The sequence below is a fragment of the Xenorhabdus sp. NBAII XenSa04 genome (assembly GCF_963866145.1).
GTDB lineage: Bacteria > Pseudomonadota > Gammaproteobacteria > Enterobacterales > Enterobacteriaceae > Xenorhabdus > Xenorhabdus indica.
Map to the genome: position 1 here is coordinate 1 of NZ_CAWMEB010000244.1, position 307 is coordinate 307.

1 protein-coding gene is annotated in these 307 nt (G+C 59.3%); it reads left to right on the forward strand.

The genetic code is table 11. The features are described from left to right. Positions 1 to 307: DUF3438 family protein (locus AAC147_RS09415; RefSeq protein ID WP_156115464.1), on the forward strand; the 307-nt coding region annotated here is incomplete at both ends.

Sequence of the window (307 nt, forward strand, 5' to 3'; positions counted from 1 at the left end):
CGACTGATAAATCGCAACAGTTGAACAACACCAAATTATTGGTGCCCGTTCCGGTCGCCTTAACCCGTTATGCCGCGCAGCAACTGTATGCCCCGTTGCGTACCGTCGAGCCGGTGGCCGGCATCCAGCCGGTGAATCTGCATCTGCCCCCGTCCATCACGACGCTTTACCCGTCAGAGCCGATTGCGATTACGCCGCTGGCAGGCTGGCGATTACACCCTCACACGGTCATCGCGCTGAAACTGCGCAATACGGCCAAACGCACTCTCACCCTCGACCCGCGAGCTTTACAGGGGCAGTTTGTGGC